The following is a 24657-nucleotide window of genomic DNA, read 5'->3' as shown; positions in this document are numbered from 1 at the left end:
ACAATTTATTGTCATGCACAGGGTCAAAGAACTGCGTCAAAGGCTTGGCTTGTCTCAGGAGGAGCTATCTAAGATAACAAACATTCCAAGGACTACCATAAGTGCCATAGAGTCTGGAAAGGCTACACCCTCTGTAGACTATGCTCTAAGGCTTGCCAAGGCTCTAAGATGCACGGTAGAGGAACTTTTTGGAGAGGAAGAGTTTGTCCCCTTTTTGGGCTTTAAGGAAGGGCTTTTTGTTAGTTATCAGGTAAGTGAGAGGAGAGTTCTCTTTCCAATAAACCTGTCAGAGGCGGAAGACTGCCCAGAGGGCTATTTCAAAGAAGGCAAAGCGGAGTGGTTCAATAGACAAACTCTACCCACATACACCTTTGCGGGTTGCGACCCTTCCTTTAAACTCCTCTCAAAAGCCCTCAGAGAAGAGGGAATAAGGCTCTTGGTTATAAACCTTCCAAGCAAGAAGGCTCTTGAGCTTCTCAAAGATGGTTTTATTCATATGGCAGGTGTCCACATGGGAAGTTTTGAAGAGAACATAAGGCTGGCAAGAAGTTTTCTTGGTAGAGGATATAAGGTTGTAAAGCTCTTCTCTTGGGAAGAAGGTATAGCGGTTAGAGAAAAGTATTCTCTTCAGGAGTTAAAGAGCAAACTTTGGCTTGCAAGAGAGGAAGGAAGCGGTGCAAGGAAGGTCTTTGAAGAGTTAAGAAAGGACATGGCAATAGAAAACTTCAGAGTTGTCTCTGGAGGTCATGAAAAGATAGCCTTTAGCCTAATGGAAGGCTTTGGTGATGTGGGGATTACCACAAAAGCCTATGCCCTTGAGTATGGACTTAGCTTCTTGGGTGTAAAGTGGGAGGATTACTGCCTCTGCTACAAAGCGGATTTAGAAGAAGACAGAAACTTTCTTAGAGTTGTTGACTTTCTCAAAGGCAAAAGACACACACGCTTACTTTCTTACCTACCGGGTTATGAAAAAAAATCCCTTGAGGAGGTTTTACTATGAGGACACTGCTTTTCCTACTTCTTGGGCTTTTTAGCCTTGCTCATGCGGAGCTCATAAGGGTCTTTGCAGCAGCGGACCTGCAGTATGCCCTAAAAGAGGTCGCAGACCTTTATATGAAAAAGTATCCAGAGGACAAAGTGGAGCTTGTATTTGGCTCCTCTGGAAAGGGCTACGCACAGGTTAGAGCTGGTGCACCCTTTCACATCTACTTTTCTGCCAACATGAAGTATGTGGAAGAGCTCTACAAAGAAGGACATATAATAACGGAACCAAAGCTATACGCCATCGGTAGGATAGTGGTTTGGACCACAAAGGACTCTCCTCTTGACCCCTCTAAGTTTCCAGAAGTGCTACTTGACCCGAAAGTTAGGAAGATAGCCATAGCCAACTGGGAGCATGCACCCTACGGAAGGGCAGCAAAGGAAGCTCTTGAGGCTTATGGTGTGTTTGATAGGGTAAAGAACAAGTTTGTGCTTGGAGAAAACATATCTCAGACCGCCAGCTTTGTATACTCAGGTGCGGCAGACATTGGGATAATAGCACTATCATTGGCACTTGCTCCTGAACTGCAGGCAAGAGGTAAATACTGGCTAATTCCAGAGGATAAGCACGAAAGGCTTGAACAAGGCTACGGCATTACAAAGGAGGGAGGCAAGGTTAAAAACGCAAGGAGATTCTACGACTTTATAGGCTCTCCAGAGGCAAGAAGAATATTCGTCAAATACGGCTTTGTCTTGCCAGGTGAAGTAAAATGATGGCGGAGATAAACCCAGTTCCCATATGGCTTACGGTAAAACTTTCCATATGGACCACCATATTACTACTTATAATAGGCGTTCCACTCTCCTACTACCTCGCTTACACAAAAAGCAAGCTGGGGCTTGTTATAGAAGCTCTGGCTACCCTTCCTCTTGTCCTGCCACCAACAGTTTTGGGCTTTTACCTTCTACTGCTTTTGAGTAAAAACGGCATTATAGGCTCTGTATGGTATAGGCTGTTTGACTATCAGCTTGTATTCCACTTTGAGGGTATAGTTATAGCCTCTGTCATATACAGCCTGCCTATGATGGTGCATCCACTTACCTCTGGCTTTAGAAGCGTGCCGAGAAACATCATAGAAGCCAGCTGGACTCTTGGAAAGTCAAAAGTTCAGACCCTCTTTAGAGTGATACTTCCCAACATGAAGGCTTCTGTGCTTACTGGCATAGTGTTATCCTTTGCCCACACCATAGGAGAGTTTGGTGTGGTTTTGATGGTAGGTGGAAACATAGAGGGACAAACCCGTGTGGTATCCATAGCCATATACGATGCGGTGGAAGCCATAGACTACAAGACCGCACACGTTTATGCAGGTCTTCTTTTCGTAGCTTCCTTTATAAGCCTTGCCATGCTATACGCCATTAACAGGAGGTGGAGCCTGTGATAAGAGCAAGGGTAAAAAAGCTCCTGCATGGCTTTGATGGAGATTTTTGGCTTGACGCAGAGCTTGAAGTAAAAGGCACGGAATTTCTCGTTATTCTTGGACAGTCTGGTAGTGGAAAGACAACCCTTTTGAGATGTATAGCAGGGCTTGAAACACCAGAAGAGGGTTATATAGAGGTAGATGGAGAGGTTTGGTTTGACTCAAAGAGAAGGATAAACCTGCCACCTCAAAGGAGGAACGTGGGCTTTGTCTTTCAGGACTATGCCCTTTTTCCCAACATGACGGTGCTTGAAAATGTTATGTATGGAATGAGAAAAAAGGACAAAGACGGAGCTATAGAACTTCTCAGGATGGCTGGCTTGGAGGGTCTAAAGGACAAAAAACCTGACAAGCTCTCTGGAGGTCAAAAGCAAAGGGTAGCCCTTTTGAGAGCCCTTGCAAAAGAGCCAAAGGTTTTACTGCTTGATGAACCTCTTTCTGCCCTTGACCCAGAACTAAGGCTTGAACTTCAAAAAGAGCTAAGGAACTTCCAAAGAAATGCATCAATACCCGCTTTAATGGTGAGCCATGACAAGGAAGAAACCCTAAGGCTCGCAGACAGGGTGATAAAAATACACAAAGGAAAGATAGTGGAAGAGGGTGAACCTCAAAGGATATTAGCGGACGCTCAGGCAACCCTTGTAAGCAAAAGAGAAAACCACAGAGAGGTCATACTTACCCTTAAACTTGAGGGTAAACTTGTGGAGATGAGAGTAGACAAAGAAAGCCTTTAACAAAATCTTAACAAAAGGTCATTAAAATACTATAATTAATGGAGGGTCATGATGAAACTTTTTCAGGAGCTTGAGGAGACAAAGAACCTTGTTTTAAAGATGGCAGGTCTTGTCAAGGAGGCTGTGGACAAGGCGATAGAGTCTCTAAACAAGCAAAGCGTGGAGCTTGCGGAGGAGGTCATAAAGGGAGATGACCAGATTGACCAGATGGAGGTGGAGATAGAGAGAAGGTGTATAAGGATGATAGCCCTATATCAGCCAGAGGCGGTAGATCTAAGGCTCATAATGGGTATATACAAGATAGTGTCTGACCTTGAAAGGATTGCGGACGAGGCGGAGAACATAGCGGAAAGGTCTATACTTTTGGCACAAGAGCCACCATTAAAACCCTATGTAAACCTAACCCTTATGGCTGCAAATGTGAAAAGCATGATAGAGGATGCGGTGCTGTCCTTTTTCCAAAGGGACATAAGCCTTGCCAAAAAGGTCATAGAAAGGGATGATATGGTAGATGAGCTATACCATCAAGTGCAAAGGGAACTTATCACCTACATGCTTGAAGACCCGAGAAACATAAAGAGGTCTATGCACCTCTCCTTTATAGCGAGGCACTTTGAAAGGATGGCGGACCATGCGGAGAACATAGCGGAGATGACCATATACTGGTCTGAGGGAGAGGTGGTAAAGCACCAGCACATTAAGGAGAAGGAAATGCATTGAGGCTTTACCTTGCCTTTTTCCTTTTTCTCTCTGTCTTTATCCTCATAAACATAGCCTTTTTAGACAACCTCAGACAAATATGGGGTATAAGCTATCCACTTGTGCTTTTGGTTATAAACCTTGACCTTCTTATCCTCTTTGTGGTCTTTGTTATATTTTTTAGAAAGTTTATAAAAACATACCTCACTGGTAGAAAGGGTCCACTAAGGCGTAAGCTATCCACAGGCCTTTTGCTCTACATTATAACGCCTCTTATATTTCTTAACGTAGCAACCTCCATTATACTCCTGCAATCCACCAAGTCCTTTGTGAGCGGGCAGTTAAAGGAGGTGGCAAGAAGGTCAGAAAGTCTAAAACTTCTCATAGAGGAGGAGGAGAAGAAGAAAATAGAGGACTATAGGAAAATTGCAGAGCTTTTAAAGGAAAAGGGTGTGGAACCTCAGGTGCTTGAAGCCTTGGAGGGTGTTAGGGTTATCAAAAATCCAAACTGCGAGGAAAGCCTTGAGGAAGAAATGGCTGTGTTGTGTATTGATGGCTACAGTGTAAGTATAAGAAGGGATTCAGAAGTTAACTCCTTAGTCAATTACATATACCAGACCGCAGGTGAGTTAAGGAATATGGTAAAGGCAAGGGACATAATAGGTGGCATATACATATACTTTATAGTGCTTGCGGGTTTTGTTTCCTTTCTTTCTGCGGTATGGTTTGGCAATCTCGTTGCAAGATACATTAGCCTACCTCTTGAAAGGCTTTCACAAAAGGCTGGCGAGTTAGCAAAGGGGAACTTTGAAGTTCATGTAGAAGTGCCTCAAACGGGAGACGAGGTGCAAGAACTTGCAAGCAGTTTTCTAAGGATGAAAGAGGAGTTAAAGGCGTTATACCAAAGGCTAAACAAGGAAAAGGAAATTCTTTTGACCCTCTTTGATGCCCTACCTGTGGGTATAGTGTTTATATCAAAGGATGGGGAAAGGTTTCATAACAAAACCTACGAGGAGCTTGCAAAGAAAAGCAACGTAAGACAAAGCCTTATTGAGCTTGAGCTTGGAAAGGTCGTGGTTTACGAAGACCTTGAGGCGGTTATTCTTGCGGAACGCTTTAAAACTTGGCAGATGGCGGTAAAGAGAATAGCCCATGAAATAAAAAACCCTCTCACACCCATAAGTCTAAACCTTGAAAGGCTTATAAGGTCTCTGCAAAGGGGTCAGTGCGATATGGAGCGTGTGGCACAGATGGCTGAGCTTATGCTCCAAGAGATTCAAAGGGTCAAGAAGACCATTGACCAGTTTAGAAGTCTCTCCATAGATACAGAGCCTCAGTTTAAGGATGTGGACTTGGGAGAGTTGCTCAGGCAGGTCTCAAGGCTCTATGAGGGTCTTTCCATAGAGGTATATGGCTCTTTGAAGGTGGCAGGTGACGAGAGGCTATTAAGGGACATGTTCTTCAATCTTTTTAACAACAGCCTTGAGTGGGGTGCAAAGAGGGTGTGGGTTGAGTTAAAAGAGAACATGATAATCTACAAAGACGATGGGGTGGGTATAGAGGAAGGAAAAGAAGAGCTCATTTTCATGCCATACCACTCGGAAAACCCACAGGGTATGGGTCTTGGTCTTGCCATAGTAAGGCATATAGCGGAGCTACATGGTTGGAGTGTCAGGGCTCTTCCAAGCAAAGATGGCTTTTATATGCTTGTGGAACTAAGTCCGAGAAAGGGCAGTATTTGAAGAACTCTTATGAGGTGGTTTTCCCATACGACCTCTAACTCCTCTTTTACCGCCTTCTCTTGGTCTTCTGGGCTTAGGCTTTTAAAGCTTTCAGACTTTACACCTCTTTCGTGCAAAAGGAGAGGGACAAAGACCTTACCCATGGCATAGAAGACAAATGCAAGCTCTATATCTGAAAGTTGTGGAAAGCCATTGAAGGTCTTGTAGGTCTTTATTCCCGCCCAGTTGGTCCAATAACGCACCTCTGGGTCTTCCACCCTCTTTTCGTAGCCTCCCACATACATGGAGATGAGGGCCTTGAGAAGCCTTTCCTCCCTTTGAGGATACAGGCTGGAAATTTCTTGTGCCAATCTGTCCACATCCCTTGAGCTTATAAGTTCGTAGTCTTTTAGAAACCGCTCCTTCCAGTTTTCATACCTTATAAACTCCTGATGAGGAACTCTCAACCTGTCTCCTCCGACCTTTCATACTCAGGACACTCAAGGCTTGAGGGGTCTACTTGAGGTAGGACCTCCCTTGTATCTGTATGATAGCCACAGACAAAGCATTCAATGGAGACCGCATATCCCACATGCATATGACCTATGTCCCATCCGCAGAGGGGGCATTCACCTTCTCCAGCCTTAAGAAGTTCCATAAGCCTGTTTCCGTTCCTTAAACCACCCTGCACCTTTTTTACCCTATCTATAGCTTTTTGCACCTCATCGCTGTTCCACTCCGAGCCACACTCAAGGCAACGGTATTCCGCATAACTACCTTCCTTTATAAGCCTTATCACCTTGGTAGAACCGCACCGGTCATCTATGCAAACCTCTCCTATGAGCTTTCTTCCCAGCTTGTCCAATATGCTTCTAAAGTCTTCCTGTGTCAGCCTCATAGGCACATCATAAGCCTTGTAGCCACAGCATTGGCATTCCGCCTCCACTCTTGGATAGGGCTCCTCATATTCACAAACCCTAAGTGCTATCCTTTTGCAATAAGGACATAGCTCAAGATGGGTTATACAGACCATGTATCTCCTCCTTTTTATAACATGTTATACTTTTTCATAAGCTCCGCAAGTTCTTTGTCCTTATCTTCAAAGGGTCTTATCATAGTCCTTCTATCCCATATGGCAAAGCCTATAGTTACCGCAGTTATAGTGGCAAAAGTGCCCGCAAGTATAGCCATAAAGGTTATAACCATATCAATTCTCTTATCTACCTGCTCTATCCTCTTGTCTATCTGCTCAAACCTTTTTTCAATTTGTTGAAAACCCACTTCCACTTTAGTCTCAAGTTTTTCCACCCTTATGTAGGTGCTTCTTAGCATTTCACGGTCTTCCTGTGTAAAGGCATCAGCGTGCGTAATAGAAGCTACCAGCAAAAGCAAAAGGAAAAGCAAACTCATATTAATCCTCCAATATATAATCTATAACCTTTTGCAAGTCCTTTAGACCTTCCACTTTCAAACCCTCAACATCAAGCCCTCCAAGGACAACCTTTTTTATGCCTTTTAGAGACTTCCAGCCTTCCAAAAGGACTATGTCAAAGTCTGAAAAGTATTCTTCTACCACCTTTAAAGGGTCATCCTCTCTCCTTTCCCATAGGGTTAGTCCCTTTGGAGACAAAAGCCCTACCTTGTCCGCCACTTTGAAAACCCTGTTTGTGTCACTTCCTTCCTTATCGGTTATGCCATGAGCTTTTGGGTCATGTTTGAGGTATCCAACCTTTAAACCCTTTGCCTTAAGCTGGGGTATGAGTGCCTCTATAAGCGTGGTTTTTCCCGAGTTATGGTATCCTACTATGCTCACTATCTTTGGCACGGGCGAGCTCCTTTATGCTTTCCATTATATCTTCCGCTACCCTTCTGTAGCCTTTAAGATTGTCCTCATCATAATAGACCTTGCTCTTGCCAATAAAAACCCTTATGGGATGTCCTGGTTTTGGAAACTTGGCACCTCTTGGAAAAACTCTGTCTGTCCCTTCTATGTATACAGGAAGCACTGGTCTTTGGCTTTTTATTGCCAACAAGCCTACGCCTAGCTTAGGTCTTAGAAACTCCCCTGGGTTTGCCCTCGTTCCCTCTGGAAATATGCAAACCTTACAACCAAAGTGCATAAGCTCTAAGGCAAGCTCAAGCACCTCCAAGTCTCCAGAGCCTCTCTTGACTGGTAATGCACCCATATGGGGAAGTAGTTTTCCAAGGATAGGCACTTTAAAAAGCTCTTCCTTAGCAAGAAATCTCAAAGGCTCTGGAAAAACGCTGTTTAGCACGGGAGGGTCAAGGTGACTTCTGTGATTGCTTGCCACTATGCAAGGGTCTTTTGGAATATTCTCAAGCCCATAAGCCTCTATGCGAAATATACTCCTGAAAACCCTCTTAACAGGAGGACAAAGGGGTGCAAGGAAAATCTTTGAAAACCTACTTACAGGACAACCACTGGACATTTCAAGCTCCTTATAAGATGAAGGGAAACGCTACCTATTCTTTCCCTCATGCCTCTGCCTCTTCTTCCCACAACCACCAAGTCATACTGGGATGAGTTTATAAACTTAACCATCTCCCTGTATGGGTCTCCCTCAAGAAATATCAGGTTCATGTCCCTTTCGCCAAACATATCGGTAAACATATGCCTTGCCTCTTCTTTCTTATCCTCAAGACGCTTTTCATAATCGCCAATAAACAGCTTATCCTTTAACCTACTTATGTTGATAGAATAGACCAAGTCAAAATCAAAGGGTATAAACTCCCTTAACTTAAGGGCAAATTCTACTTGCCTTATAGACCTCTCCGAAAAATCTATGGGAAGGCACACCTTCTTTACGCTTGCATTAGCTCCATCCTTATAAACCCACAACCTCAAGCCGTCAGTTCCAGATATTATCCATTCTGGCACAGACTTACGAAAGAGCTGTTTCTTGTATTTTACGAATATCAGGTCATAGTTTTCCTGAAGATGCTCAAGGGTGGCATTGCCAGAGCTGGGTAGAGTGTAAAACTCGTAGTCCTCAAATAGCTCCTCTATGTGTTTTCTTATGGCTTTTTCCCTTTCTTCAGAAGGCTTTGAAAAGAAGTTTACGAGGTCTCCAAGAAGGTTTTCTTCCTCTACAAAGAGGAAGTTAGGCTTTATGTTAAGTCTGGAAAGCAAACTCTTTACATACCTAAGATACTCGTAATCCTCTTCCCATATATGGACTGCAACTCTTCCAAACATTATTCCTTGTTTCTTATTTTTTCAGTCAACATGCTCAGAAACTGCTCCAGCGTCATAGAGCCAAGATTGCCTTCCTTCTTGCTTCGCACAGAGAGGCTTTTGCCTTCTACCTCCTTGTCTCCCACCACCACCACGTAGGGAATCTTTTGAAGCTCCGCATCCCTTACGCGAGCGTTTAGTCTTTCCTCTCTAAGGTCAAGCTCTACCCTTATGCCCTTATTCTTCAAATATGCTTCCACTTCTCTTGCATAGTCTCCGTGCTTTTCTGGAGATATGGGTATGACCTTTACCTGCACGGGAGAAAGCCAAAGTGGCAAAAGCCCTGCGTAATGCTCAAGTAAAACGCCCACGAACCTCTCTATTGAACCAAATATGGCCCTGTGGACCATATAGGGTCTGTGTCTTTTGTTATCTGGACCCACATACTCCATGTCAAAACGCTCTGGAAGGTTGAAGTCAAACTGTATGGTGGAGCATTGCCAAAGCCTGCCTATAGCATCCTTTATTTTCACGTCTATCTTTGGTCCGTAAAAGGCACCACCACCCTCATCTATCTCATAGGGAAGTCCCACCTTCTCCACCGCCTTTTTGAGAGCTCCCTCCGCAAGCTCCCACTGCTCCTGAGAGCCTATGGCATCGGAAGGCTTTGTGGAGATATAAACTTTAAAGTCTTCAAAGCCAAAAGACCTTAGCATCTCAACCGCAAACTCAAGGGTTTCCTGTATTACTTCCTCCACCTGCTCTGGAGTGCATATTATGTGAGCATCATCCTGCGTAAAACCTCTAACCCTCATAAGCCCATGAAGGACGCCTGACATTTCGTATCTGTAGACCGTGCCAAGCTCTGCTAGTTTAAGAGGCAGTTCCTTGTAGCTACGCACTTTGCTTTTGTAGACCGCTATATGAAAAGGGCAGTTCATAGGCTTTACAAAATACTCTTCATGCTCTATCTCCATAGGAGAAAACATGTTAGGTCTGTAATAATCCAAATGCCCGCTTGTTTGCCAGAGCTTTGCATTTCCCACATGTGGAGTGTATACAAGTTGATATCCTCTCTTTATATGCTCTTCCTTCCAGTAATCCTCAAGGGTCTTTCTCAAGATTGCACCTTTGGGAAGCCATATAACAAGTCCCGCACCCACCTCGTCCTCTATAAGGAATAGCTCAAGCTCTCTACCGAGTTTTCTGTGGTCTCTCCTTTTTGCCTCTTCGTAAAACCTTAGCCTTTCTTCAAGCTCCTTTCTATCCCAGAAGGCTATACCGTATATCCTCTGGAGCATAGGCTTTGAAGAGTCTCCCATCCAGTAAGCACCAGCCACATGGGTCAGCTTAAACTCTCCCACCATACCTGTGGAAGGCACGTGTGGACCTCTACAGAGGTCTGTAAAACCATCCTGACCATACACAGATATGGTATCTTGTGGGTCTATCCTCGCTATTATGTCCAGCTTGTAGTTTTCTTTCATATCGGAAAAGAGCTTTATGGCTTCTTCCCTTGAAAGCTCCTTCCTAAAGAGGGGGTAGTTTCTTGAGATAATCTCTCTCATCTTCTCTTCTATCTTCGGAAGGTCTTCTGAGCTTATAGTGTGCCCTTCCACCTCCACATCGTAGTAAAAGCCCTCCTCCGTGGTAGGACCCACACCAAGATGAACCTTCTCATAGCCATAGAGCTCTTTTAGAGCCTGAGCCATTATATGAGAAAGGGTATGCCTCATTATCTCAAGGCTCTCTGGGTCTTGCTTAAAGATAGGCACTATTTCCATATCCTCTCTTATGGGAGTAAGTAGGTCTATGAGCCTTGAGCCGGACTTTCCACCTATGGCGTCCTCTATGCCAAGAGCTTTAAAAACTTCACCCAAAGGTGTGCCTTTATCAACAGTAAGTTCTTTACCGTTTACATTTACTTTAACCTTCTCCATAAGGTTAATTATATATACTATTTCAACCCTAAGGCGGTCTTTACCATATTTAGTCTGTCTTTTAGCTTATCCTTTTCCTTCTCTTCAGAAAAATATGAAAGCACTTCCTCTTCCTTTAGCTCAATTTTCCCCCTTTCCTTAATCCTTTCCGAAGCGTAGTCCGCTATTGCGAGGAGCTTTTTGCATCTGTTGGTTGCTTTGAACTTTACATCCTCTACCCTTTCTGGACTACCCTTTATGAAAAACCTAACAGAATGACAGCCTGAGCTACACTTTCCAATCTCTCCATATCCTTCTGGCACTTCCTCCACAAAGTTTTTTAGCCCTTCCTTTATATAGTCCGCCACCCTCATATCAGTATTATAAACCGGGAGAGTGAGGGAATCGAACCCTCCAGGGACCCCTAACAGGACCCCTCACGGGATTTGAAGTCCCGGGACCGCACCAGCGCGCCAAACTCTCCCTACTTCTTTGGCAGACACTCTATCTTTTCCCTAAGAATTACACCTCTAACCATCTCTACTATATCTTCAGCTCTTTTTAACCTTTTCAGCTCTTCTGGACGTTCAGCCTTTATTTTAACAACCCAGCTCTCGTAAGGTCTACTTACTATGAGGGAAGGCTCCCTCTCTAACATCTTGTTAGACTCTACTATCCTTCCACTTAGGGGGCTTGGAAAGGTGGAGACCCTTTTTCCAGACTCAACTACCGCAAGGTTTGAATCAAACTCCACCACCGTGTTAACAGGCTTTATCCTTATGGCATAAAGGGGATAAATGAGAGAGGAAAGCACCTGCATGAAACCCACAGAGTAAACCCCTGAGCCCTCATCCTTCACCCATTGGAAAAGCATTCTTTCTTCATCTACCCTGTATAGCCTGTCCGCCTTTATGATGCAACCTTGAACTTCAATATCCATAACCCTTACCTTGCCTAAGATAGGTATAGAAAGCAGAAAACTAAGGAGAATTCTCCTGCTTATCATAAACCAAAGATATTCCTCTCAAACCTTATAAAACCTCTTTCCTTCGCCCATAGGTCAAGGACAAGTGTGGCTATATCATCCACCACTGGCACTGCCAGACCATCAAGTCGCATATCCACAATTTTAATGTAATGACCACACTTATGACAATACTGTATCTGAACAGCTCTGTTTTCCTCGTTGTAGTAGTAATCGATGGAATTATCTTCTTCGTTTCCGCAGTTTACACATCTGTTCCTGTTATATAGCCAATCAGTTCCACATAAAACACAAAGGAGAAACCTACCACCTTCCACATCTTCCTTGTCCGCTATGTAGGATATGTGAGGTCTAAAGCCACAAACAGGGCACTTGGTCTTTAACCAGTTCTCCTTATCAATATCCATGCTCTCCGCCATGCGTTCGTAAAAGGGACCAAGGAAGGCAAGAAATAAAAACCTGTCTATGTCCTCTGTTTTCTTCTCTTTTATAAACCTATCTATCATACTACCCACTTTATCCCTCTCCATTTGTTTTAATTCCTTTGCCCTTTCAGATATTTCCATTGTTCCATTTTCTCTGCATATTTCAAGTAGCTTGTAAAACCATTTCATACCCTTTCGCCAGTTTGGTTCTTTGCCTTCAAGGGCTTCATAGACCTCTCTCTGGTATTCAAGGATATGTGAATAAAAATCAAGAAGTTCAGAAGCCTCTGGATATTTTGACTTTAATACCCTTAGCCTTTCAAGAGCGTATTCTTTCTCTCTTAACTTGAATAAGTTCACCTTATAACCCCGCAAACAATCCTATGTCCAGCCTGTCCTGCAGGGTCGCTTTTATAGTCATCTTTGTGTGCATGTATCATGATGGACGTTCCTCCATCCTTCAAAAGGCTGTTGACCTTTCTTTTCTGAAGGGTTACAAAGGTGTTCAAAACATGAGCCTTGAGCCTACCCTTTTCGTCGGTAAAAACGTTAGGCATGTCTCCTGCGTGAGGTCCCTCGGGATTTAGAAAGCCATGCTTTTTATTGTAGGGATTAAAATGCCCCTTTGCAGACATAAAATCAGGTGGGTCGCACTTTCCCAATTCATGTATATGCAGGGCAAGCTCAGCATTAGGTGGAAGTCCAGAAGCTTCAATCTTTATAAGCACTCCAGAGACAGTCTCTGTAAATTCTGCCTTTCCCACTTCTTCTCCCTTCGTATTTATAAGGTTTGCATAGGCTCTTAGCTCTTCAGAAAAGGAAAAAGAAGCGAGGAGGCATAAGCCCCCCAGTCCTGCCAGCAAAAGCCCTTTCATATTATTGCCTCCTCATAATCTGTCTGAACCACTTAGGATGATGGTGCATAGCCCAGAGTGCGGAAACCTTGCCCGTTATGATGCTAGAAAGTGAACCGGGAACACCCACAGTGCCCATATAAACATGCACTATAAAACCTGCACCCACCAAGATAAAAGCAACATCATGAAGGAGTATGGAAAGCCTTACTATGTTTGCAGGAAAACTCTCAGGAAACCACATGACTATACCCGTTACAAGAAACAATGCACCACCTAAGAAGACCATCCAGCCGAAGATCTTTTGACCTGCGTTATACTTGCCCACCTCAGGAAGTTTTTCTTCTTCTCCCTTTATGTAGTGCTTTACGCTGGAAAGCCACCTAATGTCATCGCTGTCAAGAACAAAGTCTTTTGCCCATCTTAGAAACATAAGGAAAACACCAACAGCAAACACTACGCCCGCCCACTTGTGAAGCCATGCGGAGAACTCTCTTCCTCCGAGGAAGGGAAGTAGCCAGGCAAACTTTGGAGAATACATACCAAGCCCTGAGAGGAAAAGGTATACAAAAGGTATGGCTGTAAGCCAGTGCACAAACCTGTCAAAGGCTGAAAACCTTTCCACCTCAATCTCTTCAAGGTTCTTAACTTCTTCCATGGTCATTCCTCCTTCTTATGCTTCTTGCCTACCTTTATGGGTCCAAAGAGTATAAGCTGTAAGAAAGCACCAAGGAGCGTTCCCCAAAGCACTACTGAGCCTATAAGTTTTAATGGACCCTTCCAAAGACTCACCAAAGGTGATATGCTTGCCTCTTTTGGAAGCCCATACATTTCGGGTTTATCCCCGTGAGGCAGAAGGTAGATGTATCCAGTTCCACCTACACCCGGTGGGTCGTATATGGATGCCTTTTCAAAACCTCTCTTTTTAAGACCTTCAAGAAGCTTGTTAGCCCTTATAAGCATCTCTTCCTTTGTTCCAAAGTGCAGAGCGTTTGTGGGACAGGTTTTTACACACATGGGCTCAAGACCAGCGGAGACCCTGTCTATGCAGAAGTTACACTTCCATGGTTTGTTGTTTGCATCATACCTTGGCACATCAAAGGGACAGCCAGATAGACAGAACTTACAACCTATACACTTAGAGTGGTCAAAGTCCACAACGCCGTTTGCATACTGAACTATAGCACCAGGAGATGGGCACGCCTTAAGACAGCCCGGGTCTGCACAGTGCATACACTGATACTTGGTTATTGCCCAGACAAGCCCATTTGGAGTTTCTTCCTCATGAAAACGCATATACATAAAGAGGTTAGGAGCAAGACCAGGACCAGACTGATAACCAAAGAATGCCTGCTGTCCCACGTTGAGAGGTGGCTTTAGGTCGTGCCACTGAGAACACGCTGCTTCACAAGCTTTACAACCTATACAGCTTGATACATCCACAAGTATTGCAAGCTGGTCAGCTTGCTTTATGCTTTGGTCAGGGGATTTAGAGGCGGAGACCCGCCTCAACCCCAATCCTACCGTTCCTTCTGTGGTTACTGTAGCCATCTTTTCACCTCCTTATGCTTTTACCTTTTCAACCCTGCAAAGGAAACCCTTGAACTCTGGAGTTTGAGAGTTAGGGTCCCACACAAAGGGCGTTATCATGTTGGCAAGAGCACCTTTAACTACACCCTCATTACCCCAGTGTATAGGGATACCTACCGTATATACCTTTTTACCGTTTATTGTGAGAGGCTTTATCCTCTTAGTGGGAAGGACATAACCTTCCGCAGAACCTCTTGCGGTAACAACCCTTACCTTGTCACCCTCCTTTACACCCAATTCCTTTGCAAGCTCCTCTGGTATCTCAATAAACATGTTGGGAACAAGCACAGAGGTGCCGTAGATATGTTTTGTCCAATAGTGGAAGTGTTCAACGACCCTATAGGTGGTCGCCACATATGGAAATTCATCGGGTTTTCCAAGTAGGTCAAGGTCTGACTTGTATATCTTAACCACTGGGTTATGAGGTGTCTTTGGATGCAAGATGTTCTCTACTGGAGACTCAAAGGGTTCGTAGTGTTCTGGGAAGGGTCCATCCACAAGAGGTGCACAGAAGAGCCTACCTCTTCCTTCTGGAAGCATTATGAAGGGTCCATAATCGGGTGTGAGGTCTGGTTTTATGTCTGGCACGTCGTAGCCAACCCATTTACCTTCCGCCTCGTTCCACCAGATGTATTTCTTCTTTTCGCTCCAAGGCTTACCGCTTGGGTCTGCGGATGCCCTGTTGTAGAGTATCCTTCTGTTGGCTGGCCAGCTGTAGCCGTAGCCCGGATAGATTCCCAAACCTGATGGGTCGGAGAGGTCTGTAGACTTTGCCCTGTTGCCCGATTGAGGGAAAACACCAGAGTAGAGCCACATGCCACAGGCTGTTGTCCCATCATCCCTTAGCACACCAAAACCGGGTAGCCTTTCACCCTTTTTAACCACCACATTACCCTTGTCATCTGTAAGGTCCGCAAGGGCGTAGCCGTTCATTTCTCTCAAGACCTCTTCGGCAGTTGGATAGTAGGGGTTTTGGAAGTTCCATGTGAGGTTTAGTATAGGGTCAGGGAACTTACCACCTTCCTTCTTGTAAAGGTTTTTGAGCCTCATCCACAGCTGACCCGCTATCCATAGCTCGTCCTTTGCATCCCCTGGTGGGTCTACCGCCTTGTATTTCCACTTTATAACCCTTCCACTGTTGGTATAAGACCCCTCTTTCTCCGCAAACAGAGCGGATGGTAAGAGGAATACCTCTGTTTGAACCTTTGATGGGTCATCCACATACTTCCAAAAGCCTGCCATCTCCGTCTCAAAGACATCGATAACCACCATCCACTTTAGCTTTCCAAGTCCTTCCGCTATCTTCTTGACGTTTGGATTGCTTGCAAGTATGTTCATACCCACGGAAACAAAGCCTTCCATCTTACCCCTATACATCCTGTCTAGTATCTCGTCCATGGAAATGACCTTTTCCAGCTTTGGCAGATAGTGGTATGCGAACTCGTTCTCTGGGGTTGCAGCGTCTCCGAACCATGCTTTGAGAAGGCTTACATAGAATTTACCATAGTTAGACCAGTAATTCATTGAAGTGTCCACAGCCTTTGGAGTGTTTGCTTCTATGTGGTCCCTAAGAGTCTGCTGATTTGCCATTGGTGGTTTTAGATATCCTGGTAGAAATCTTCCTTCTCCTGCTAGGTCGGTCATGCCCTGCACATTTGAATGACCTCTTAGAGCGTTTACACCACCGCCAGGAACCCCTATGTTTCCAAGAAGGAGCTGAAGTATAGCCATAGAACCTATGAGCTGTGTTCCTGTGGAGTGATGTGTCCATCCGAGAGCGTAGAGGTGTGTCATTGACTTGTCTGGTGCAGAGGTTTCCGCTATGAGCTTTGCCACCTCAAGGAACTTGTCCTTTGGGATGCCTGTAAGCTTTTCTACTACTTCTGGCGTATACCTTGAGTAGAACTCCTTCATAAGCTGAAAGACACATCTTGGATGCTGAAGGGTCATATCCTTCTTTACCATACCCTTCTCGTCAAGCTCGTATCCCCAAAGGGACTGGTCATACTTTCTTTTCTCTGGGTCATAACCCGAGAATAGACCTGTCTGTGGGTCAAAGCTGTAAGTGTCTTTTACTATGTATGCAGCGTTTGTAAAGTGCTTTACATACTCTTCGTTGTATTTCTTGTTCTGAAGCACATAGTTTATAAGACCACCCATAAAGGCTATGTCAGACCCAGGTCTTATCTGCAGGAATATATCAGAAACCGCAGCGGTTCTGTTGAACCTTGGGTCTATGCAAATTATCTTGGCTCCCCTTTCTTGACGCGCTTTTATCGCCCATTTGAAGCCACAGGGATGGTTCTCCGCAGGATTTCCTCCCATAACCAGTATTAGGTCTGCGTTCTTTATGTCGTTCCATCCATTGGTCATCGCACCTCTTCCAAATCTTGGGGCCAAACTGGCCACCGTTGGTGCGTGTCATATTCGCGCCTGGGTTTCCCGTGCAACAAGCCCGAGGGCAACCCCCATCTTTACCCACAGGTAGCCCTCTTCGTTAGCTATGGTGCTACCTTCAACCCAAGCTATGCTTTCACATCTGTTGACGGTTCTTCCTTGTTCATCCTTTTCTATAAAAGTTCTGTCCCTCGTATGCTTTATTAGACGAGCTATCCTGTCTAGAGCTTCTTCCCAGCTTATCTCCTGCCAATCTCTAGCCCCAGGTGGTCTATAAAGGGGCTTTTTAAGACGCTGAGGTGAATTTATAAAATCTCTAAGTGTCGCACCTTTTGGACACAATGTTCCTCTGTTAACTGGGTCATCTGGGTTGCCCTCCACATGTATGACCCTTGGCTTTACGTTCATAGCACCATCGGTAAGGCTGTAGATTATTACCCCGCAGGAAACAGAACAATAGGGACATGTGCTTTTTACAGCCTTTGCGTTGGAAATCTTAAGGTCTCTAACCCTCGCCATGGCAGGCTTTAGGTCAAAACCGAGCCCACCAGTAAGGGTAGCACCCGCAGAAACGCCTGCAACTTTTAGAAAACTTCGCCTTGTGAGCTCCATTTTTACACCTCCTTTGATAACCTCACGATAAAATGTAGAGCTAAAAGGAATAAATATCCATTCAAATTTTCAAAGAATATCTTCTAACATTTCAAAATAAGAATTTTCTTATGCTGGTAATTTTCTGTGGCTCGCTTATAATTAAAGTAAAAAGGAGGAAGAAATGGACTTTGATTTCTCACAGCTTAGTATTCCCTTGCGTAAGGCACTCAAGGACATGGGCTTTGAAAAACCCACTCCAATTCAGAAGGAAGCCATACCCTTAGCCCTTAAGGGCTACGACATAATGGGTCAGGCGGCAACAGGAACAGGGAAAACCGCCGCCTTTGGTATACCTATAATTGAAGGAAGCGAAAAGGAAGAAGGAACAACCGCCCTTATAATGACACCTACAAGAGAGCTTGCTCTTCAAGTAAAAGAACAGTTATATCAGCTTTCTAAGTATAAGGGACTAAAGGTCTTTAGCTTCTACGGTGGGACACCAGTCCAGAAGGACCTTGAGCTTCTATGGAAGATAACACCAAACATCGTAGTAGGCACGCCTGGGAGGATAAAGGACCTTACCATGAGAGGCCTTTTTAACTTTGAAAGCCTAAAATACTTCGTTTTAGATGAGGCGGATAGAATGCTTGATATGGGCTTTATAGAAGACATTGAGTGGATAATAGCTCAGCTTCCAAAGGAAAGACAGACCTTTCTCTTTTCTGCTACCATACCAAGAGAGGTAGAAGAGCTTGCCAAGAAACACCTAAAAAAGGACTACAAGTTTGTTAAGGTTATAACAGAAGAACTAAAGCCAAAGATAGAGGAAAGGCTTATAAAGCTGAGTTCCTCTGGACAAAAGATGTCTGAGCTTGAAAAGATACTGAGGGAACATGTCCTTGAAAAGGTTATAGTCTTTGTAAAGACAAAAAAGGATGCAAAGGATATAACGCAAGAGCTGAAAAGAAAGGGCTTTAATGTGGTCTCCCTTCATGGAGATATGACACAAAGGCAGAGGGAAAACTCTCTAAGACTTTTCAGAGATGGCAAGGTTAAGATAGTAGTGGCTACAGATGTAGCCTCAAGAGGGCTTGACATAAAGGGTGTGAGCCTTGTGATAAACTACCATATCCCAGAAGACCCAGAGGTATACATACACCGCATAGGTAGGACTGGAAGGATAGGCACTTATGGAAAAGCCTACAGCCTTATCACACCTGAAGACAGCAAAGCTCTCTGGAGGATAAAGAAGTTGAAAGAGAGCTACGCTCAAGCATAGGATGGATTTAAGGGATAGAGCTTTAAAGATAAAACTGCTTCTACTTGACGTGGATGGTGTGCTTACAGACGGAAGGCTCTACTATACCTCAAGGGGTGAAGAGATAAAGGTCTTTAATGTGAGGGACGGGCTTGGTATAAAGCTGGCTCAAAGGGCTGGCATAAGGATAGGTGTAATATCTGGAAGAAAAAGCAAGGCACTTATAAACAGGTTAAAGGAGTTAAAAGTGGATGAAGTGCACTTAGGCTATAACCAGAAACTTCCAATCCTTGAAGATGTGATGAAAAGGCTTTCTCTTAGCTTGGAAGAGATCGCCTTTCTTGGTGATGACTATGTGGACCTTCCAATTCTTAGAAGGGTGGGCTTTCCCATGACGGTTGTGGATGCACCAGAAGAGATAAAAGAACATGCCCTATACATAACAAACTCAAAGGGTGGGCATGGAGCGGTAAGGGATGCCATAGAGTTTATCTTAAAGCTAAGAGGACAATGGGAAGAGGTCATAAGCCAATACTATGCTTAGGAGCTTGCTCCTTAGTATACTGATAATCCTTCTTGCTTCCGTTCTCAAGATGTATGTAGACAGCTTTGCAATGAGCGGTGGACAAGAAGAGATGGTAAGCCTACTTGAAGGTGTAACCATAAAAGCCTATAGTAAGACTGGTATTGAGTGGACTATAAGGGGTAAGACCCTTGAGGTGGTTGGCAAAGATGTTAAGCTCTACGAGGCGGAGCTCTTTTCAAAGGAGGCTAACATAAGAGCTGTTCAGGCTTATATAGACAGGTCTACAGGCGAAGGAAAGCTCACAGAAGGGGTGGAGGTTAAGTCTGAAGACATTACCGCAAAGACACAGAACGCATACATAAACCTAAAGGAGGGTAAAATATGGGGAGAAGGGGACATCCAAATATTGCAGGGAGAAAGTCTCGTAAGGGGTAAGGGCTTTGAGATAACCCTAAAACCTCTAAAGGTTATAATTAATAGGGCAAGGACGGACATAAGATGAGAAAGGTTGTAATTCTTTTGGTCTTAATACCTACGCTTATGTTTGCACAGCCCATAGTAGGCGAAGCGGACAATCTCACCTATGAGAAGGATAAGGTGGTGTATTCGGGAAATGTGAGAATCACAAGAGGAAATGCACTTCTTACTGCAAACAGGGTAGTTATACACTTGGACGAGAGCAAAAAAGCAAAGCTCATAGAAGCAGAGGGAAATGCGAGATACACGGAAGGAAATAGGAAAGCCTCCGCCAACAAAATGGTCTACGACCTTAAGGATGAGGTTATAACCCTGATAGGAAAGGCAAAGGTGGAAGAAGGGCAGAATTTTGTTGAGGCGGATGAGATAGTTTACTACAGAAAAGAAGATAGGGCGGTTGCGGTTAGTAAAAATTCACGGGTAAGAACCTTCTATGTGGAGGAAAAGGATGAAAAAAACAGACCTAATAGAAAGCCTTAGGAAGGAGTTTAATATAAAAAACAGGGCGGACGCTAAGCTCTTTGTGGACAGTTTTTTTGAAGAGATAGTTAACCTTGTTCTTGAAAAGGGTAGGCTTGAACTTAGAGGATTTGGCATTTTTAAAATAAGGAGGCTGAGCGGAAGGTTTATAAAGAACCCTAAGACTGGCATAGAGATGTATGTGGAGGAAAGGTATAGTATAGGCTTTAAGCCTTCAAGTGTTTTCAATAAAGGGCATGAAAAAGTTTGATGTCTTAATAGTTGGAGGAGGTCCTGCAGGTTCTTCCTGTGCCTATAGGCTTGCAAAGGCTGGTAAAAGGGTTTTGGTAGTTGACATAAAAAGAAGTATAGGAAAGCCTGTGCAATGTGCGGAGTTTGTCCCTATTCAGCTATACCATCAGTTTAAGGAGTTCTTTCCACAGGAGGCTATAGCTCAGAGGGTAAAGAATATGGTTCATTTTACACCTTGGGGAGAGGTGGTAAGTATGTGGTCGGAGGGCTTTGTATTAAACAGAGAGGTCTTTGACGCTCAGATAGCCAAGCTGGCACAGGAGCAGGGTGCGGTATATATGCTTAGAACACAATTTTTGGGCTTTGAAGATGGTTTTGCATGGCTTGAAGAGATTGACACGAGAGAAAAGTTTCCAGTAAAGGCGGACTTTGTAGTGGGTGCGGACGGACCAAGGTCAAAGGTGGCAAGGCTCACTGGTGAAAAAACCCAGACATTCCTCACCACTGCACAAATAACAATGAAACTGACAAAAGAGCTTGAAGACCTTCTTATATACTTTAGAGACTACATCCCAGGAGGCTACGGCTGGGTCTTTCCAAAGGGAAGGCTCGCCAACGTGGGAGTGGGGGTTGACCCAGATTATGGAGTTAATGTGATGGAAAGCCTCAAAAGGTTCGTAGAAGAGGTGGTTGCAGAGGGTATAGTAGAAAAACAAATAATAAAAAGAACGGGTGGATGGATACCTGCGGATGGGCTACTGCCTTTGGTAAGAAAGAGGGTTCTGCTTGTGGGGGATGCGGGTGGCTTTTGTCATCCCATAACTGGCGGTGGAATAGCCAACGCGGTCATATCGGGGGATATGGCAGGTAAAGCATTATGTGAGGATTCTCCAGAAGAGTTTGAAGAGGAAGCTCAAGAGGTCTTTGGTAGCACCCTATGGAGGGCATCAGAAAAGAGGAAAAAACACATGAAAAGATGGGACAACCTAAAGGAAATAATCCCAAAAACATGGATAGCCTTTGAAGAATATTGGCGTATAATTTAAGTTAGGAGGTGGTTAAATGGACTTTTTAGGAAGAGAGCAATCACCACTTACCTTTGAAGAATGGGAGCAATTAGAAAGTGCGGTTATTGATGTGGCTAAAAAGACCCTTGTATGCAGAAGGTTTATGCCAGTTATAGGACCAATAGGCGTTGGGCATCAGGTAATAGCCTACGATGTTTACCTTGGTGTAGAACCGGGAGTATGTGAAGTAAGACCGGGAGAAGAGAGCGAAGCCTGCGAGCCTGTGAGAACAGGAAGAAGAAAATACATAACCCTTCCCACCATATTCAAGCCTTTCTCCATAACTTGGAGAGACCTTGAATACTTCAGACAATTTAACTTGCCAATTGATACCTCTCAGGCATCTGCTGCAGCCTTTGCCACTGCAGTGGCGGAGGATACCCTCATAATTCACGGCAATCCAAAAATGGAAATAGAGGGCTTTCTTACGGTGGAAGGAAGGCAGAGCATGTCCATGAGCGACTGGGATGTGCTTGGCAACGCCTTTAACGATGTATCCCTTGGTATATCAAAGCTCTCAGAAAAGGGCTTTTATGGACCATACTATCTTCTTCTAAACCCAAGGGACTACTTTAAGCTCAATAGGCTCTATCACAACACAGGACTTCTTGAGATTGAGCAGATTAAAAAGCTGGTTTCCGATGTCTACCATACACCTATAGTCCCAGAAGGAAAGGCTATTCTCCTGTCTGTAGGACCGCAGAATATGGACCTTGTCCTTGGGCTTGACTTTAGCCTTGCCTACGTGGAATCTACCAACATGGTGCACCACTTTAGGGTTATGGAAGTTATAGCACCGCGTATAAAGAGACCCGGTGCCATAATGGTAATAGGCGAAAAGTGAAAGAGCGTTGGAAGGTAATAGAGAAGCTCCTATCTGACGAATATGATATAGAGGTTCAGGCAAGCTACGAGGGCTGGGGAGCTGGCTATGACCCTAAGTTTCTACCTCTCACCGAAATGTGGGCAAAGGGGGAAGTAGAAGATGTGCCAGAACCAGTAAAGCGACCCTCTGGCATTGCCTTCTATCTTCAGGAAGTTTCTAACAAACCAGAAGAGGAAGCCATAAACACCATAAGGCATGAAATAGAGTATCTTTTTAGCACTGACCTTTACCTTTGGAGGCTTGGTCAAAGGGAATTCTATAAATTTGGCTTTACGCCTACGTCCTTTTTAGTGCTTTATGCGGTTTTGGAGTCTATAAAAACAGACGAAAGGCTTATAAAAAGCCGTCCAGATAGCTTGCAAACTGTAAAAAAGCATTACAAAAACATATTGAATAACTTAGAAACCTACTATCCGCATCACCTTTTTGCTCTTTCTCTTCTGGAAAACTGGCTTGGTGAAGGGAACTATCAAAAAGATACACAGAAATTCCTCCAAGAGTATCTAAATGCAAAAAGCAGGGATGCCTATGACATAATTATGGAAGACCTCTTTGGAAGATACATGAGCCATATAGAAAAGGCACAAGACATAAACTATGTTGACCTGCTTTTGGAAGAGGCAAGAGGAAAGACCAGAGTGGATGCCCACAGAGGCAGGATAATGACAGACCTTCTAAAGAAATTACCAGAACATCTTCAAGAGATAATAGTGCAAAACAAGGACAAAAGGGCGGTGGATATATCAGAAGCGGACAGAAAAGAAATACTCAAAAGTTTAAAGGCAGTCCCAGACTGGATGCGAGACTACCTAAAGCAGATGTCTTACATAAACTTGATAGAGAGGGATGTGGAGTTTATAAGACACTTTTTGCCAAAAACCCTTGAGGTTGATATAGAACACAGAGGCTTTTTGAGCTTTATTATAAAGGGATGGGAAGAGCAGTCTTCTTCCTCTTCTCAGTCTGGCTTTGGAAGAAGCAAAAGAGAAAAAACAGAAGAGGATAGACTGTATGAGAAGGCTTACGGTCTTGGAAAAGAAGACTTTATGGTCTACAAAAGAATGCTCTCTGATATTTTGCCACACATAGACGCTTTAAAGAGAAAACTGGTCAAACTCATGCCACAAGAAGAGGAAGGCTGGACCGGAAAACACTTCTATGGTAGAAGGATTGATACTAAAAGCCTAAGCGTGGAAGCACCTCTTGGAAGAGGAAGAATATACATGAGAAGGCACATACCAGTAAGAAAAGAGTTAGCCTTTAAGCTCCTCATAGATATCTCCACTTCTATGAAAAGAGAGGACAAAATACAAAACGCCATAAAGGCTCTTTTGCTCTTTTCAGAGGTTATAGAAAGCCTTAAAATGTCCTTCTCCATAGATGTGTTTTCAGACAGGGTTTTTAGACTAAAGGCGTTTTCAGAGGACTACAAGGCTGTAAAGTGGAAAATAATAGAGCTTTTTAACCTGCTGGGCGGTGGGACAAACCTTGAAAAAGCCCTTATATATTCTTATGAAGACCTTCAGACCTTCTGCTTGAAAAATCACATTAGGGGATGCATTGTAGTTTTCTCTGACGGAGAGCCTACAAGAGGTCTAAAAGGTCAAGAGCTAAAGAGTCTTATAGCACAGATAAAGTCAAGAATACCAATCATAGGCATAGGAGTTGGCACAGAAAGAAATTACACAGACTATTACTTTGAGAAAAGTGCCATAAGGATAAAGAGCATAAGCGAACTTCCTACAGCCTTTACAAGGATAATAGAAAATCAGGCAAGGAGGCTTCTATCCTTTCAATAGCCACCTTCAGACCCTCTTCTGGCTTTTCTATCACAAAAAGGTAATCAGTAGCCCTTTCATGCTTTAATGCCTCTTGCAAAAACTCACGAGCCTGCGTTTCTTGACCAAGAGAGAAGTTAAGCAATGCCAAAAGCAGATACTTCTCTTGACAATCCTTTGCAAGCATGAGCCACTTGGTTGCCTCAAGGTATTTAAACTCTACCACATACCTTATGCCCACATAAAGAGGCTCACGAAACGCTATAAAGTCTTCCCTACCAAGTCTTTTACCTTCTTTGCTGTAGACCGCCACTCTAAATCTGACTCTCATCACATAAACCTGTCATCTCAAATACAGATATAAAGTGTAGATTAATC

At 44.0% G+C, this 24657-nt stretch carries 29 protein-coding genes and 1 tRNA gene; 14 read left to right on the top strand and 16 right to left on the bottom strand.

Going from position 1 to position 24657, the window contains the following annotated elements; translation table 11 throughout:
- Nucleotides 1-13 precede the first annotated feature (13 nt).
- The 6 genes from G3M65_RS07160 to G3M65_RS07135 are packed head-to-tail and all read left to right on the top strand — an operon-like array spanning nt 14 to nt 5637.
- The gene (locus tag G3M65_RS07160) at nt 14-1000 is read left to right on the top strand and encodes a substrate-binding domain-containing protein (RefSeq protein ID WP_173833895.1); all 987 of its coding nucleotides are present in this window, start codon (nt 14-16) and stop codon (nt 998-1000) included.
- The gene (gene modA / locus G3M65_RS07155) at nt 997-1755 is read left to right on the top strand and encodes a molybdate ABC transporter substrate-binding protein (RefSeq protein WP_173833894.1); all 759 of its coding nucleotides are present in this window, start codon (nt 997-999) and stop codon (nt 1753-1755) included. Before G3M65_RS07160 ends, modA begins: the two co-directional genes overlap by 4 nt.
- Nucleotides 1752-2423: a molybdate ABC transporter permease subunit gene (gene modB / locus G3M65_RS07150; RefSeq protein WP_497707017.1), complete on the top strand. Its 672-nt coding sequence runs from the start codon at nt 1752-1754 to the stop codon at nt 2421-2423. The genes modA and modB overlap by 4 nt, the downstream gene beginning before the upstream one ends.
- Complete coding sequence (locus G3M65_RS07145) at nt 2420-3196, top strand: ABC transporter ATP-binding protein (RefSeq protein ID WP_173833893.1); 777 nt, start codon at nt 2420-2422, stop codon at nt 3194-3196. Before modB ends, G3M65_RS07145 begins: the two co-directional genes overlap by 4 nt.
- A gap of 51 nt (nt 3197-3247) precedes the next feature.
- The gene (gene phoU / locus G3M65_RS07140; protein WP_173834691.1) at nt 3248-3916 is read left to right on the top strand and encodes a phosphate signaling complex protein PhoU; all 669 of its coding nucleotides are present in this window, start codon (nt 3248-3250) and stop codon (nt 3914-3916) included.
- Nucleotides 3913-5637 carry a sensor histidine kinase gene (locus tag G3M65_RS07135; RefSeq protein ID WP_173833892.1) on the top strand — a complete coding sequence of 575 codons (1725 nt, stop codon included), beginning with the start codon at nt 3913-3915 and terminating at the stop codon, nt 5635-5637. Before phoU ends, G3M65_RS07135 begins: the two co-directional genes overlap by 4 nt.
- On the opposite strand, the gene G3M65_RS07130 is transcribed toward G3M65_RS07135, so the two are convergent.
- The 15 genes from G3M65_RS07130 to fdnG all read right to left on the bottom strand — a co-directional run bounded on the left by G3M65_RS07130 (nt 5595) and on the right by fdnG (nt 17594).
- Entirely contained in the window at nt 5595-6083 is a 489-nt protein-coding gene (locus G3M65_RS07130; RefSeq protein WP_173833891.1) for a hypothetical protein, read from the bottom strand. The genes G3M65_RS07135 and G3M65_RS07130 overlap by 43 nt on opposite strands.
- A complete protein-coding gene (locus G3M65_RS07125) occupies nt 6080-6649 on the bottom strand; it encodes a hypothetical protein (protein WP_173833890.1) in 570 nt (189 codons plus the stop codon). Before G3M65_RS07125 ends, G3M65_RS07130 begins: the two co-directional genes overlap by 4 nt.
- Before the next feature lie 14 nt (nt 6650-6663).
- Entirely contained in the window at nt 6664-7026 is a 363-nt protein-coding gene (locus tag G3M65_RS07120) for a hypothetical protein (protein WP_173833889.1), read from the bottom strand.
- A gap of 1 nt (nt 7027) precedes the next feature.
- Nucleotides 7028-7441 carry a molybdopterin-guanine dinucleotide biosynthesis protein B gene (gene mobB, locus G3M65_RS07115; RefSeq protein WP_173833888.1) on the bottom strand — a complete coding sequence of 138 codons (414 nt, stop codon included), beginning with the start codon at nt 7439-7441 and terminating at the stop codon, nt 7028-7030.
- The gene (locus tag G3M65_RS07110) at nt 7407-8066 is read right to left on the bottom strand and encodes a lysophospholipid acyltransferase family protein (protein ID WP_173833887.1); all 660 of its coding nucleotides are present in this window, start codon (nt 8064-8066) and stop codon (nt 7407-7409) included. The genes mobB and G3M65_RS07110 overlap by 35 nt, the downstream gene beginning before the upstream one ends.
- The gene (locus G3M65_RS07105) at nt 8045-8833 is read right to left on the bottom strand and encodes a universal stress protein (RefSeq protein ID WP_173833886.1); all 789 of its coding nucleotides are present in this window, start codon (nt 8831-8833) and stop codon (nt 8045-8047) included. Before G3M65_RS07105 ends, G3M65_RS07110 begins: the two co-directional genes overlap by 22 nt.
- Entirely contained in the window at nt 8833-10752 is a 1920-nt protein-coding gene (thrS, locus tag G3M65_RS07100) for a threonine--tRNA ligase (protein ID WP_173833885.1), read from the bottom strand. Before thrS ends, G3M65_RS07105 begins: the two co-directional genes overlap by 1 nt.
- A 17-nt stretch (nt 10753-10769) precedes the next feature.
- Nucleotides 10770-11105, bottom strand: coding sequence for a nicotinate phosphoribosyltransferase (locus G3M65_RS07095; protein ID WP_173833884.1), 336 nt, complete (start codon nt 11103-11105; stop codon nt 10770-10772).
- A gap of 15 nt (nt 11106-11120) precedes the next feature.
- Nucleotides 11121-11216 (bottom strand) — tRNA-Sec (locus G3M65_RS07090).
- Complete coding sequence (locus G3M65_RS07085; RefSeq protein ID WP_173833883.1) at nt 11216-11737, bottom strand: biotin/lipoyl attachment domain-containing protein; 522 nt, start codon at nt 11735-11737, stop codon at nt 11216-11218. Before G3M65_RS07085 ends, G3M65_RS07090 begins: the two co-directional genes overlap by 1 nt.
- Entirely contained in the window at nt 11734-12501 is a 768-nt protein-coding gene (locus G3M65_RS07080) for a formate dehydrogenase accessory protein FdhE (protein WP_173833882.1), read from the bottom strand. The genes G3M65_RS07085 and G3M65_RS07080 overlap by 4 nt, the downstream gene beginning before the upstream one ends.
- Complete coding sequence (locus G3M65_RS07075; protein ID WP_173833881.1) at nt 12498-13016, bottom strand: superoxide dismutase family protein; 519 nt, start codon at nt 13014-13016, stop codon at nt 12498-12500. Before G3M65_RS07075 ends, G3M65_RS07080 begins: the two co-directional genes overlap by 4 nt.
- A gap of 1 nt (nt 13017) precedes the next feature.
- Nucleotides 13018-13653: a formate dehydrogenase subunit gamma gene (locus G3M65_RS07070; RefSeq protein ID WP_173833880.1), complete on the bottom strand. Its 636-nt coding sequence runs from the start codon at nt 13651-13653 to the stop codon at nt 13018-13020.
- A 2-nt stretch (nt 13654-13655) separates the two neighbouring features.
- Nucleotides 13656-14546: a formate dehydrogenase subunit beta gene (fdxH, locus tag G3M65_RS07065; RefSeq protein ID WP_173833879.1), complete on the bottom strand. Its 891-nt coding sequence runs from the start codon at nt 14544-14546 to the stop codon at nt 13656-13658.
- Between the two features lie 12 nt (nt 14547-14558).
- Nucleotides 14559-17594 carry a formate dehydrogenase-N subunit alpha gene (gene fdnG, locus G3M65_RS07060; protein WP_173833878.1) on the bottom strand — a complete coding sequence of 1012 codons (3036 nt, stop codon included), beginning with the start codon at nt 17592-17594 and terminating at the stop codon, nt 14559-14561.
- A gap of 163 nt (nt 17595-17757) precedes the next feature.
- Here fdnG and G3M65_RS07055 point away from each other — a divergent pair, with 163 nt between their 5' ends.
- From G3M65_RS07055 to G3M65_RS07020, 8 genes are read left to right on the top strand one after another with little or no spacing between them, the layout of a single operon-like run.
- Nucleotides 17758-18855: a DEAD/DEAH box helicase gene (locus G3M65_RS07055; protein ID WP_173833877.1), complete on the top strand. Its 1098-nt coding sequence runs from the start codon at nt 17758-17760 to the stop codon at nt 18853-18855.
- Nucleotide 18856: 1 nt separating this feature from the next.
- On the top strand, nt 18857-19378 hold the full coding sequence (locus tag G3M65_RS07050) for a KdsC family phosphatase (protein WP_173833876.1): 522 nt from the start codon (nt 18857-18859) through the stop codon (nt 19376-19378).
- Nucleotides 19371-19862, top strand: coding sequence for an LPS export ABC transporter periplasmic protein LptC (gene lptC, locus G3M65_RS07045; RefSeq protein WP_173833875.1), 492 nt, complete (start codon nt 19371-19373; stop codon nt 19860-19862). Before G3M65_RS07050 ends, lptC begins: the two co-directional genes overlap by 8 nt.
- Entirely contained in the window at nt 19859-20317 is a 459-nt protein-coding gene (gene lptA, locus G3M65_RS07040) for a lipopolysaccharide transport periplasmic protein LptA (protein WP_173833874.1), read from the top strand. The genes lptC and lptA overlap by 4 nt, the downstream gene beginning before the upstream one ends.
- Nucleotides 20286-20567 carry an HU family DNA-binding protein gene (locus tag G3M65_RS07035; RefSeq protein ID WP_254426248.1) on the top strand — a complete coding sequence of 94 codons (282 nt, stop codon included), beginning with the start codon at nt 20286-20288 and terminating at the stop codon, nt 20565-20567. Before lptA ends, G3M65_RS07035 begins: the two co-directional genes overlap by 32 nt.
- The gene (locus G3M65_RS07030; protein ID WP_173833872.1) at nt 20554-21594 is read left to right on the top strand and encodes a geranylgeranyl reductase family protein; all 1041 of its coding nucleotides are present in this window, start codon (nt 20554-20556) and stop codon (nt 21592-21594) included. Before G3M65_RS07035 ends, G3M65_RS07030 begins: the two co-directional genes overlap by 14 nt.
- A gap of 16 nt (nt 21595-21610) precedes the next feature.
- Nucleotides 21611-22459, top strand: coding sequence for a family 1 encapsulin nanocompartment shell protein (locus G3M65_RS07025; RefSeq protein WP_173833871.1), 849 nt, complete (start codon nt 21611-21613; stop codon nt 22457-22459).
- Entirely contained in the window at nt 22456-24300 is a 1845-nt protein-coding gene (locus tag G3M65_RS07020) for a vWA domain-containing protein (protein ID WP_173833870.1), read from the top strand. Before G3M65_RS07025 ends, G3M65_RS07020 begins: the two co-directional genes overlap by 4 nt.
- On the opposite strand, the gene G3M65_RS07015 is transcribed toward G3M65_RS07020, so the two are convergent.
- Nucleotides 24251-24610, bottom strand: a complete 360-nt coding sequence (locus G3M65_RS07015; RefSeq protein WP_173833869.1) for a hypothetical protein — start codon at nt 24608-24610, stop codon at nt 24251-24253. The two genes, G3M65_RS07020 and G3M65_RS07015, sit on opposite strands and share 50 nt — an antisense overlap.
- Between the last annotated feature and the right edge of the window lie 47 nt (nt 24611-24657).

The sequence above is a fragment of the Hydrogenobacter sp. T-8 genome, from assembly GCF_011006175.1.
In the GTDB taxonomy this organism is placed as follows: Bacteria; Aquificota; Aquificia; order Aquificales; family Aquificaceae; genus Pampinifervens; species Pampinifervens florentissimum.
Note: the sequence above shows the minus strand (reverse complement) of the source record. Positions and strands in the feature narration are given on the sequence as shown.

Coding starts and splice junctions, on each gene's coding strand:
- G3M65_RS07085 (WP_173833883.1), bottom strand. CDS start 11,737: ATGATAAGCAGGAGAATTCTCCTTAGTTTTCTGCTTTCTATACCTATC.
- G3M65_RS07075 (WP_173833881.1), bottom strand. CDS start 13,016: ATGAAAGGGCTTTTGCTGGCAGGACTGGGGGGCTTATGCCTCCTCGCT.
- G3M65_RS07055 (WP_173833877.1), top strand. CDS start 17,758: ATGGACTTTGATTTCTCACAGCTTAGTATTCCCTTGCGTAAGGCACTC.
- G3M65_RS07105 (WP_173833886.1), bottom strand. CDS start 8,833: ATGTTTGGAAGAGTTGCAGTCCATATATGGGAAGAGGATTACGAGTAT.
- G3M65_RS07160 (WP_173833895.1), top strand. CDS start 14: ATGCACAGGGTCAAAGAACTGCGTCAAAGGCTTGGCTTGTCTCAGGAG.
- G3M65_RS07095 (WP_173833884.1), bottom strand. CDS start 11,105: ATGAGGGTGGCGGACTATATAAAGGAAGGGCTAAAAAACTTTGTGGAG.
- G3M65_RS07050 (WP_173833876.1), top strand. CDS start 18,857: ATGGATTTAAGGGATAGAGCTTTAAAGATAAAACTGCTTCTACTTGAC.
- G3M65_RS07015 (WP_173833869.1), bottom strand. CDS start 24,610: ATGAGAGTCAGATTTAGAGTGGCGGTCTACAGCAAAGAAGGTAAAAGA.
- fdxH (WP_173833879.1), bottom strand. CDS start 14,546: ATGGCTACAGTAACCACAGAAGGAACGGTAGGATTGGGGTTGAGGCGG.
- thrS (WP_173833885.1), bottom strand. CDS start 10,752: ATGGAGAAGGTTAAAGTAAATGTAAACGGTAAAGAACTTACTGTTGAT.
- G3M65_RS07110 (WP_173833887.1), bottom strand. CDS start 8,066: ATGTCCAGTGGTTGTCCTGTAAGTAGGTTTTCAAAGATTTTCCTTGCA.
- G3M65_RS07025 (WP_173833871.1), top strand. CDS start 21,611: ATGGACTTTTTAGGAAGAGAGCAATCACCACTTACCTTTGAAGAATGG.
- modA (WP_173833894.1), top strand. CDS start 997: ATGAGGACACTGCTTTTCCTACTTCTTGGGCTTTTTAGCCTTGCTCAT.
- G3M65_RS07070 (WP_173833880.1), bottom strand. CDS start 13,653: ATGGAAGAAGTTAAGAACCTTGAAGAGATTGAGGTGGAAAGGTTTTCA.
- G3M65_RS07035 (WP_254426248.1), top strand. CDS start 20,286: ATGAAAAAAACAGACCTAATAGAAAGCCTTAGGAAGGAGTTTAATATA.
- phoU (WP_173834691.1), top strand. CDS start 3,248: ATGAAACTTTTTCAGGAGCTTGAGGAGACAAAGAACCTTGTTTTAAAG.
- G3M65_RS07125 (WP_173833890.1), bottom strand. CDS start 6,649: ATGGTCTGTATAACCCATCTTGAGCTATGTCCTTATTGCAAAAGGATA.
- lptC (WP_173833875.1), top strand. CDS start 19,371: ATGCTTAGGAGCTTGCTCCTTAGTATACTGATAATCCTTCTTGCTTCC.
- modB (WP_497707017.1), top strand. CDS start 1,752: ATGATGGCGGAGATAAACCCAGTTCCCATATGGCTTACGGTAAAACTT.
- G3M65_RS07030 (WP_173833872.1), top strand. CDS start 20,554: ATGAAAAAGTTTGATGTCTTAATAGTTGGAGGAGGTCCTGCAGGTTCT.
- lptA (WP_173833874.1), top strand. CDS start 19,859: ATGAGAAAGGTTGTAATTCTTTTGGTCTTAATACCTACGCTTATGTTT.
- G3M65_RS07120 (WP_173833889.1), bottom strand. CDS start 7,026: ATGAGTTTGCTTTTCCTTTTGCTTTTGCTGGTAGCTTCTATTACGCAC.